The following is a 9,989-nucleotide window of genomic DNA, read 5'->3' on the forward strand; positions in this document are numbered from 1 at the left end:
CGAGCCGCCGGGGCGGCTCGCTCGATCGTTGTCCAATCGGCGTTCGCGCCGGTCAGTCGGCCGGCGACGCCGGCGGCGAGAGATCTTCCAGCGCCGCTTCGGCGACACTCGCCTGCTGCTGCTTGCGCCGTTCTTCCTGGATGAGATCGTCGCGGTGGCGGGCGACGGAGCGGATCTGCCCCACCGTGCCGCCGGTACCGGCCGGGATCAGCCGGCCGACGATGACGTTCTCCTTCAGGCCCTCCAGCGTATCGCTCTTGCCGTTGACCGCCGCCTCGGTAAGGACGCGGGTGGTCTCCTGGAACGATGCCGCGGAGATGAACGAGCGGGTCTGCAGGCTCGCCTTGGTAATGCCGAGAAGGACCGGGTTCGCCATCGGCGGCTTCTTGCCCTCCTCGTTGCACAGCGCGACGATGTCCTCGAACTCGACCTTGTCGATCTGTTCGCCGTTGATCAGGCCGCTCTCGCCCGCATCGGTGATCTCGACCTTCTGCAGCATCTGGCGAACGATCACCTCGATGTGCTTGTCGTTGATCGTCACGCCCTGCAGCCGGTAGACGTCCTGGATCTCGTTGACGAGATAGGTGGCCAGCGCCTCCACGCCCTTGATGGCGAGGATATCGTGCGGGGCCGGGTTGCCGTCGAGCAGGTACTCGCCCTTCTCGATGGTGTCGCCGTCCTGCAGGTGCATGTGCTTGCCCTTCGGCAAGAGGTACTCCACCGGCTCCAGGCTCTCGTCATGCGGCTCGATGATGACGCGACGCTTGTTCTTGTAGTCGCGCCCGAACCGCACCGTACCGTCGATCTCCGCGATCACCGCGTGGTCCTTCGGACGCCGGGCCTCGAACAGCTCGGCGACGCGCGGCAGACCGCCGGTGATGTCGCGGGTCTTGGCACTTTCCAGCGGAATACGCGCAACCACGTCGCCGGCCGTGACCTTGGTGCCCGGATCGACCGACAGCACCGCCTCGGCCGATAGCAGATAGCGCGCCTCGCCGCCGCGCGGCACCCGAATGATCTCGCCCTTGTCGTCCTTGATGACGATCGCCGGCTTCAGATCGGCACTGCGTGCGGAAGACCGCCAGTCCATGACGACGCGCTTGGTGATGCCCGTTGCCTCGTCGGTGGATTCCTGCAGCGATCCGCCTTCGACCAGGTCCTCGTAGTCGATGACGCCATCGACTTCGGTGAGGATCGGACGCGTGTACGGATCCCATTCGGCGATCCGCTGGCTGCGCTTGATCTCATCGCCGTCGTCGACATAGAGCCGCGCGCCGGTGGCGATCCGGTGGGTCGAGCGCTCGTTGCCCTCGCCATCGAGAATCGCGATCACGGTGTTGCGGCCCATGGTGACGAGCTTGCCTTCGGAGTCGCGGGCGACGTTCCGGTTGCGGATCTCGATCTTGCCGTCGAAATTCGATTCCAGGAACGACTGGTCGACCACCTGCGCCGTGCCGCCGATGTGGAACGTGCGCATGGTGAGCTGGGTGCCCGGCTCGCCGATCGACTGGGCGGCGATGACGCCGACCGCCTCACCCCGGTTGACCGGAGTGCCGCGGGCGAGGTCACGTCCGTAGCAGGCGCCGCAGACGCCGACCGAGGCCTCGCAGGTCAGCACCGAGCGGATCTTCACCCGCTGGACGCCGGCCGCCTCGATCTTCTCCACCTCACGCTCCTCGAGCAGCGTGTTGGCCGGCACGATCACCGAGCCGTCCGCCGGGCTGACGATGTCCTCCGCCGAGGTGCGGCCGAGGATGCGCTGGCCGAGCGAAGCGACGACGTTACCGGCGTCGATCACGGCCTGCATGGTCAGGCCCTCGGAGGTGCCGCAATCGGGCTCGTAGACGATCGAGTCCTGGGCGACGTCGACCAGACGCCGGGTCAGGTAGCCCGAGTTGGCGGTCTTCAGCGCCGTGTCCGCAAGGCCCTTACGGGCGCCGTGGGTGGAGTTGAAGTACTCCAGAACCGACAGGCCTTCCTTGAAGTTGGCGATGATCGGGCTTTCGATGATCTCGCCCGACGGCTTGGCCATCAGGCCGCGCATGCCGGCGAGCTGCTTCATCTGCGCCGGCGAACCGCGGGCACCGGAGTGGCTCATCATGTAGATCGAGTTGATCTGCTTGTGACGGCCGGTCTCGTCGTCCACTTCGACGGACGAGATGCGCTTCATCATCTCCTCGGCGACGCGGTCGGTGCACTTGGCCCAGGCGTCGACGACCTTGTTGTACTTCTCGCCCTGGGTGATCAGGCCGTCATTGTACTGCTGCTCGTATTCCTTGGCGAGCTCGCGGGTCTCATCCACCAGGCCCTGCTTGGTGTCCGGAATGACCATGTCGTCCTTGCCGAAGGAAATGCCGGCCTTGAACGCGTTGGAGAAGCCGAGCGCCATCACCCGGTCGCAGAAGATGACCGTCTCCTTCTGACCGCAGGCCCGGTAGACCACGTCGATCATCTTGGAGATTTCCTTCTTCGTCATCAGCTTGTTGCAGATGTCGAAGGGAACCTCGGGATGCTTCGGCAAGAGTTCGCCGATCATCATCCGGCCCGGGGTCGTCTCGTAGATCTTGGAGACCGTATTGCCGTCGGCGTCGACCGAACGGTGCCGGCCGCGCACCTTGGCGTGCAGGGAGACGGCCTTGGACTCCAGCGCGTGGGCAAGTTCGCCCATGTCGCCGAACAGCATGCCATCGCCCGGCTCGCCATCGGCGATCAGCGACAGGTAGTAGAGGCCGAGCACGATGTCCTGGGACGGCACGATGATCGGCGAGCCGTTGGCCGGGTGCAGGATGTTGTTGGTCGACATCATCAGCACGCGGGCTTCGAGCTGGGCTTCCAGCGACAGCGGCACGTGGACCGCCATCTGGTCGCCGTCGAAGTCGGCATTGAAGGCCGCGCAGACCAGCGGATGGAGCTGGATCGCCTTGCCCTCGATCAGCACCGGCTCAAAGGCCTGGATGCCGAGGCGGTGCAGCGTCGGCGCGCGGTTGAGCAGCACCGGATGCTCGCGGATGACCTCGTCGAGGATATCCCAGACTTCCGGCTTTTCCTTCTCCACCAGCTTCTTGGCCTGCTTGACCGTGGACGAGAAGCCCTTGGCATCGAGCCGCGAATAGATGAACGGCTTGAACAGCTCCAGCGCCATCTTCTTGGGCAGGCCGCACTGGTGCAGCTTCAGCTCCGGGCCGACCACGATGACCGAACGGCCCGAATAGTCGACGCGCTTGCCGAGGAGGTTCTGGCGGAACCGGCCCTGCTTGCCCTTCAGCATGTCGCTGAGCGACTTCAGCGGACGCTTGTTGGCGCCGGTGATGACGCGGCCGCGCCGGCCGTTGTCGAACAGGGCGTCGACGGCCTCCTGCAGCATCCGCTTTTCGTTGCGGATGATGATGTCCGGCGCGCGCAGCTCGATCAGCCGCTTCAGGCGGTTGTTCCGGTTGATGACGCGGCGGTAGAGGTCGTTGAGGTCCGAGGTCGCGAACCGGCCGCCGTCGAGCGGCACCAGCGGGCGCAGGTCCGGCGGGATCACCGGCACCACCTTCAGGATCATCCATTCCGGCTTGTTGCCGGATTCGATGAACGCCTCGACCAGCTTCAGCCGCTTGGCCAGCTTCTTCGGCTTCAACTCGGAGGTCGACTCGGCGATCTCCACGCGAAGCTGCTCGGCGAGCTTGGGCAGGTCGAGCGAGATCAGGATCTCGCGGATCGCCTCCGCGCCGATCATCGCCGTGAAGGCATCCTCGCCATACTCGTCCTGCATGCGCAGGTACTCTTCCTCCGAGAGCAACTGGTACTGCGCCATCGGGGTCAGGCCCGGCTCGATGACGACGTAGTTCTCGAAGTAGAGGATGCGCTCCAGGTCCTTCAGCGTCATGTCGAGCAGCATGCCGATGCGGCTCGGAAGCGACTTCAGGAACCAGATATGGGCGACCGGAGCGGCCAGCTCGATATGGCCCATGCGCTCGCGCCGGACCCGGCTGAGCGTGACCTCGACGCCGCACTTCTCGCAGATGACGCCCTTGTACTTCATGCGCTTGTACTTGCCGCACAAGCACTCGTAGTCCTTGATGGGGCCGAAGATCCGCGCGCAGAACAGGCCATCCCGCTCCGGCTTGAAGGTCCGGTAGTTGATGGTCTCCGGCTTCTTGATCTCACCGAACGACCACGACAGGATCTTTTCCGGACTGGCGATCGAGATACGGATCTGATCGAAAGTCTGGGCCTGAGCCTGAGGGTTGAAAAGGTTCATGACCTCTTGATTCATAGGCTCTCTCCGTAAGTGCGATCGATCAGGGCGTTTGCCGCGTCACGCCGTCGAACCCGCACGAGTTTGGCATCGAGTTGCTGTGTCGAAGGGGCCACGCGGCGGATCACTCCGCCGCGTCCGCCGGCAGGTCGTCTTCGCCCGCCGACTCGTCCGGATCCTTCGTCGTCGTCAGCTCCACATTGAGGCCGAGCGAACGCATTTCCTTGACCAGCACGTTGAAGCTTTCCGGAATACCGGCCTCGAACGTGTCGTCGCCGCGCACGATCGCCTCGTACACCTTGGTCCGGCCGGCAACGTCGTCCGATTTGACGGTCAGCATTTCCTGCAATGTATAGGCCGCGCCGTAGGCTTCCAGGGCCCAGACCTCCATTTCGCCGAAACGCTGGCCGCCGAACTGCGCCTTGCCGCCCAGCGGCTGCTGGGTCACGAGGCTGTAGGGGCCGATCGAACGGGCGTGGATCTTGTCGTCCACCAGGTGGTGCAGCTTCAGCATGTAGATATAGCCGACAGTCACCTTGCGGTCGAACTGCTCGCCGGTGCGTCCGTCGAACAGCGTCACCTGGCCGGACCGGTCGAGACCCGCCTTCTCCAGGAGGTCGACGATATCCGGCTCGTGGGCGCCGTCGAACACCGGCGTTGCGATCGCCATGCCCTTCTTGAGCTGCTCGCCGAGCATGACGACGGTGTCGTCGTCGCTCTCAGCGACCGAGATCAGGTCGCGTTCCGGATCGTAGATGCCTTCCAGTTCGGTGCGCAGCGGCGTGATGTTGCCCTCGCGCTTGTAGGCATCGACCATCTCGCCGATCTTGTGGCCCATGCCGGCGCAGGCCCAGCCCAGATGGGTCTCCAGGATCTGGCCGACATTCATCCGGCTCGGCACGCCGAGCGGATTGAGCACGATGTCCACATGGGTGCCGTCGTCCAGGAACGGCATGTCCTCGACCGGAACGATCTTGGAGACGACGCCCTTGTTGCCGTGACGGCCGGCCATCTTGTCGCCCGGCTGCAGCTTGCGCTTCACCGCCACGAACACCTTGACCATCTTCATGACGCCCGGCGGCAGCTCGTCGCCGCGCTGCAGCTTCTCGACCTTGTCGATGAAGCGCTGCTCGAGCTGCTTGCGGGACTCGTCGTACTGGTTCCTGAGCGCCTCGATCTCGGCCATCTGGGCCTCGTCGGAGACGGCGAACTGCCACCACTGGCTGCGCGGATAGCCGGAAAGGACTTCCCCGGTGATCTCGGTGTCCTTCTTGAAGCCCTTCGGCCCGGCATTGGCGGTCTTGCCGATCAGCGTCTCCGACAGGCGGCCGTAGACGTTGCGGTCGAGGATCGCCTGCTCGTCGTCGCGGTCCTTGGCGAGCCGCTCGATCTCCTCGCGCTCGATCGCCATGGCGCGCTCGTCCTTCTCAACGCCGTGGCGGTTGAAGACGCGCACTTCCACGACCGTGCCGGTAGCACCCGGCGGCAGCCTCAGCGAGGTGTCGCGAACGTCCGAGGCCTTTTCGCCGAAGATGGCGCGCAGGAGCTTTTCTTCCGGCGTCATCGGGCTTTCGCCCTTCGGCGTGATCTTGCCGACGAGGATATCGCCGGCGTTGACCTCGGCACCGATATAGACGATGCCGGCCTCGTCGAGGTTCTTCAGCGCCTCTTCCGAAACGTTCGGAATGTCGCGCGTGATCTCCTCCGGACCGAGCTTGGTGTCGCGGGCCATCACCTCGAATTCCTCTATGTGGATCGAGGTGAAGACGTCGTCGCGGACGATCCGCTCGGACAAGAGGATGGAGTCCTCGAAGTTGTAGCCGTTCCACGGCATGAACGCGACCAGCACGTTGCGGCCGAGGGCAAGGTCGCCGAGCTCCGTCGACGGGCCGTCGGCGATGATCTCGCCCTTGGCCACCACGTCACCGACGGTGACCAGCGGGCGCTGGTTGATGCAGGTGTTCTGGTTGGAACGCTGGAACTTCATCAGCCGGTAGATGTCGACGCCGGACTTGGTCGGGTCGAGATCGGCGGTTGCGCGCACCACGATACGGGTGGCGTCGACCTGGTCGACGATGCCGGCCCGGCGGGCGCCGATCGCGGCCCCGGAGTCGCTCGCCACCACCGGCTCCATGCCGGTGCCGACCAGCGGCGCCTCGGCCCGCACCAGCGGCACGGCCTGACGCTGCATGTTGGAGCCCATCAGCGCGCGGTTGGCGTCGTCGTTCTCAAGGAACGGGATCAGCGCCGCGGCGACCGAAACGAGCTGCTTCGGCGACACATCCATGAACTCCACGCCATCCGGCGTCGTCATGACGACGTCGCCGGCATGGCGGGCGGTCAGAAGGTCGCCCTCGAAGCGGCCATCCATGCTGATCGGCGCATTGGCCTGGGCGACGTGGTACTTGGATTCCTCCATCGCCGACAGATAGGTGACCTCGTCGGTCACCTGGCCGTCCTTGACCTTGCGGTACGGGCTCTCGATGAAGCCGTACTTGTTGACCCGGGCAAAGGTCGCCAGCGAGTTGATGAGGCCGATATTCGGGCCTTCCGGCGTCTCGATCGGGCAGATCCGGCCATAGTGGGTCGGATGCACGTCGCGCACCTCGAAGCCCGCCCGCTCGCGCGTCAGACCGCCCGGGCCGAGCGCCGACAGGCGCCGCTTGTGGGTGATCTCCGACAGCGGATTGGTCTGGTCCATGAACTGCGAGAGCTGCGAGGAGCCGAAGAACTCGCGCACGGCCGCGGCAGCCGGCTTGGCGTTGATCAGGTCCTGCGGCATCACCGTGTCGATCTCGACCGACGACATCCGCTCCTTGATCGCCCGCTCCATGCGCAGGAGGCCGATGCGGTACTGGTTCTCCATCAGCTCGCCGACCGAACGCACCCGGCGGTTGCCGAGATTGTCGATGTCGTCGATCTCGCCCTTGCCGTCGCGCAGGTCGACCAGCGTCTTGATGACGGCCAGCACGTCCTCGCGGCGCAGCACGCGCACCGTGTCCTCGCATTTGAGGTCGAGGCGCATGTTCATCTTGACCCGGCCGACGGCCGACAGGTCGTAGCGCTCGGGATCGAAGAACAGCGAATGGAACATCGCCTCGGCGGTCTCAAGGGTCGGCGGCTCGCCCGGGCGCATCACCCGGTAGATGTCGAACAGCGCCTCTTCGCGCGCCTCGTTCTTGTCGACGGCGAGCGTGTTGCGGATGTAGCCGCCGGTGTTGACATGGTCGATGTCGAGCACCGTGATCTCGTCGTAGCCGCGCTCGATAAAGCCGGCGAGCGTCTTTTCGGTGATCTCGTCGCCGGCCTCTGCGTAGATCTCGCCGGTCTCGGGGTTGACGATGTCGCCGGCAAGGTAATGGCCGCACAGCTCCTCGTCGGAGACCTTGAGGGCCTCGACGCCCTTCTCGCCGAGCTGGCGGGCGAGCCGCGCGGTGATCTTGCGGCCAGCTTCCACGACCACTTCGCCGGTCTTGGCGTCGATCAGGTCGGAGGTCGGCTTGAAGCCCTTCATGCGCTGGGCGTCATAGGGCATCTGCCAGCCTTCGCCGGCGCGGGTGTAGACGATGTGCTGGTAGAAGGTGTCGAGGATCTCTTCGGAATCGAGGCCGAGCGCGAACATCAGCGAGGTCACCGGGATCTTCCGGCGCCGGTCGATGCGCGCATGCACGATGTCCTTGGCGTCGAACTCGATGTCGAGCCAGGAGCCGCGATAGGGGATGATCCGGGCCGCGAACAGGAGCTTGCCCGAGGAGTGGGTCTTGCCCTTGTCATGGTCGAAGAAGACGCCCGGCGAGCGGTGCATCTGCGAGACGATGACGCGCTCGGTGCCGTTGATGATGAAGGTGCCGTTGGACGTCATCAGCGGCATGTCGCCCATATAGACGTCCTGCTCCTTGATGTCCTTGACGGACTTGGCGCCGGTTTCCTCGTCGACGTCGAAGACGATCAGACGCAGCGTCACCTTCAGCGGCGCGGCATAGGTCATGTCGCGCTGCCGGCATTCTTCCGTATCGTATTTGGGCGGCTCGAACTCGTAGGAGACAAACTCCAGAAGCGCCGTGCCGGCGAAGTCGGAAATCGGGAACACCGACTTGAAGACCGCCTGCAGACCCTCCTCGGTACGTCCGCCATCCGGCTCCTCGACCTGGAGGAACTGGTCGTACGACGCCTTCTGAACCTCGATGAGGTTCGGCATCTTGGCGACTTCGCGGATCGACCCGAAATACTTGCGAACCCTTCTGCGCCCGTTGAACGTCTGCGTCATTCTCGCTCCTCGTACCGCCCTGGCTGCGACTGTCCGGAGGACCGGACCCCGTCTGGGGCATCGATCATCGGGACAGCCGCCCGTCGGAAACGCCAATCGGCCCGTGCGGGCCGTCAAAAAATCCGGTCCGCATCCGCGGGACCGCTATGGTCGGACGCGGCTCCGGATCGACAACCCGGAGCCGCCCCCAAAATAGCTTGCGCTACTTCAGCTCGACAGACGCGCCGGCGTCTTCCAGCTTCTTCTTCAGCTCTTCGGCCTCTTCCTTCGAAGCGCCTTCCTTGACCGGCTTCGGCGCGCCTTCCACCAGGTCCTTGGCTTCCTTCAGGCCGAGGCCGGTGATGGCGCGGACTTCCTTGATCACGTTGATCTTCTTGTCGCCCGCTGCCGTCAGGATGACGTCGAATTCGGTCTTTTCCTCGACCGCGGCGGCTTCGCCACCGCCGGCCGCAGCGGCCACAGCCACCGGAGCGGCGGCGGAAACGCCCCACTTCTCCTCGAGCATCTTGGAGAGCTCGGCGGCCTCCATCACGGTGAGGTTGGAAAGCTCGTCAGCAATTTTTTCCAGATCTGCCATTGTCTCGTTACCTTGTCAGTTCGAACCGTCGGTTCGGAGTTTCAGTGAACGGCCTCACGCCGCATTACCCTTTTCGGCATAGGCTCCGAGCACCCGGGCGACCTGCCCGGCCGGAGCGTTGACCACCTGCGCGATACGCGTTGCCGGCGTGTTGATCATGCCGACCAGCTTGGCGCGCAGTTCGTCGAGCGACGGCAGATCGGCCAGGGCCTTCACACCGCTCGCATCGAGATTGGTGGCGCCGAGCGCACCGCCGAGAACGACCAGCTTGTCGGTCGACTTGGCGAAATCCGACACGATCTTCGGGGCCGTTACCGGATCGTCCGAATAGGCGATCGCAACGGGACCCTGGAACAGGTCGGAGATGTGCTCGACATCCGTGCCGTCAAGGGCAAGCTTCGCGAGACGGTTTTTGGCCACTTTCAGGGTTGCTCCGGCATCCCGCATGCGCGACCTGAGGTCGTTCATCTGGGCGACCGTGAGGCCCAAATTGTGGGTCACGACAACAACGCCGGTGCTCTTGAACACCTCGTTGAGAGCCGCGACAGCCTCTCGCTTTTCAGCTCTATCCACTTGCCTCTCTCCAAATGGCGGATGGGGACATCCGCCGGTTACCATTGCCGCCACTTGTTCCGGCGTTGTTGCCAAAGGCCATGGCGACGCTTGCGTGCCTGTCCCCTGGCGGACCCCGGAAGGTGCCGCAAGGCGCAACGGTCCGAACCGATCGCCGGCCACATGGGCCGGAAAATTCGGTCGCACCCGTCTCATGCAGGCCCTTCCGGCTTAAGCGGCAGACTTCGTTGGAAGCGCTGCCACACCTGCAATCTCGGACAGGGTGGCCTCCGGGCAGGTCGTCTGAGGCGACGCCGGCCGGAGACCGATCCGCCCGGCGCCTGGCGCCG

Annotated in this window: 4 protein-coding genes; all 4 read right to left on the reverse strand. The window is 64.7% G+C overall.

The features are described 5' to 3' along the window. Positions 1-52 precede the first annotated feature (52 nt). The 4 genes from rpoC to rplJ all read right to left on the reverse strand — a co-directional run bounded on the left by rpoC (position 53) and on the right by rplJ (position 9,660). Positions 53-4,261, reverse strand: a complete 4,209-nt coding sequence (gene rpoC, locus CH339_RS23115; RefSeq protein ID WP_111436775.1) for a DNA-directed RNA polymerase subunit beta' — start codon at positions 4,259-4,261, stop codon at positions 53-55. A 106-nt stretch (positions 4,262-4,367) separates the two neighbouring features. After that, the gene (rpoB, locus tag CH339_RS23120) at positions 4,368-8,510 is read right to left on the reverse strand and encodes a DNA-directed RNA polymerase subunit beta (RefSeq protein WP_111436776.1); all 4,143 of its coding nucleotides are present in this window, start codon (positions 8,508-8,510) and stop codon (positions 4,368-4,370) included. 202 nt (positions 8,511-8,712) lie between these two features. Continuing rightward, positions 8,713-9,087, reverse strand: a complete 375-nt coding sequence (rplL, locus tag CH339_RS23125) for a 50S ribosomal protein L7/L12 (RefSeq protein ID WP_111436777.1) — start codon at positions 9,085-9,087, stop codon at positions 8,713-8,715. 54 nt (positions 9,088-9,141) lie between these two features. Further along, complete coding sequence (gene rplJ / locus CH339_RS23130; RefSeq protein WP_111436778.1) at positions 9,142-9,660, reverse strand: 50S ribosomal protein L10; 519 nt, start codon at positions 9,658-9,660, stop codon at positions 9,142-9,144. Positions 9,661-9,989: the final 329 nt, after the last annotated feature.

The sequence above is a fragment of the Rhodobium orientis genome (genome assembly GCF_003258835.1).
Taxonomy (GTDB): Bacteria; Pseudomonadota; Alphaproteobacteria; order Rhizobiales; family Rhodobiaceae; genus Rhodobium; species Rhodobium orientis.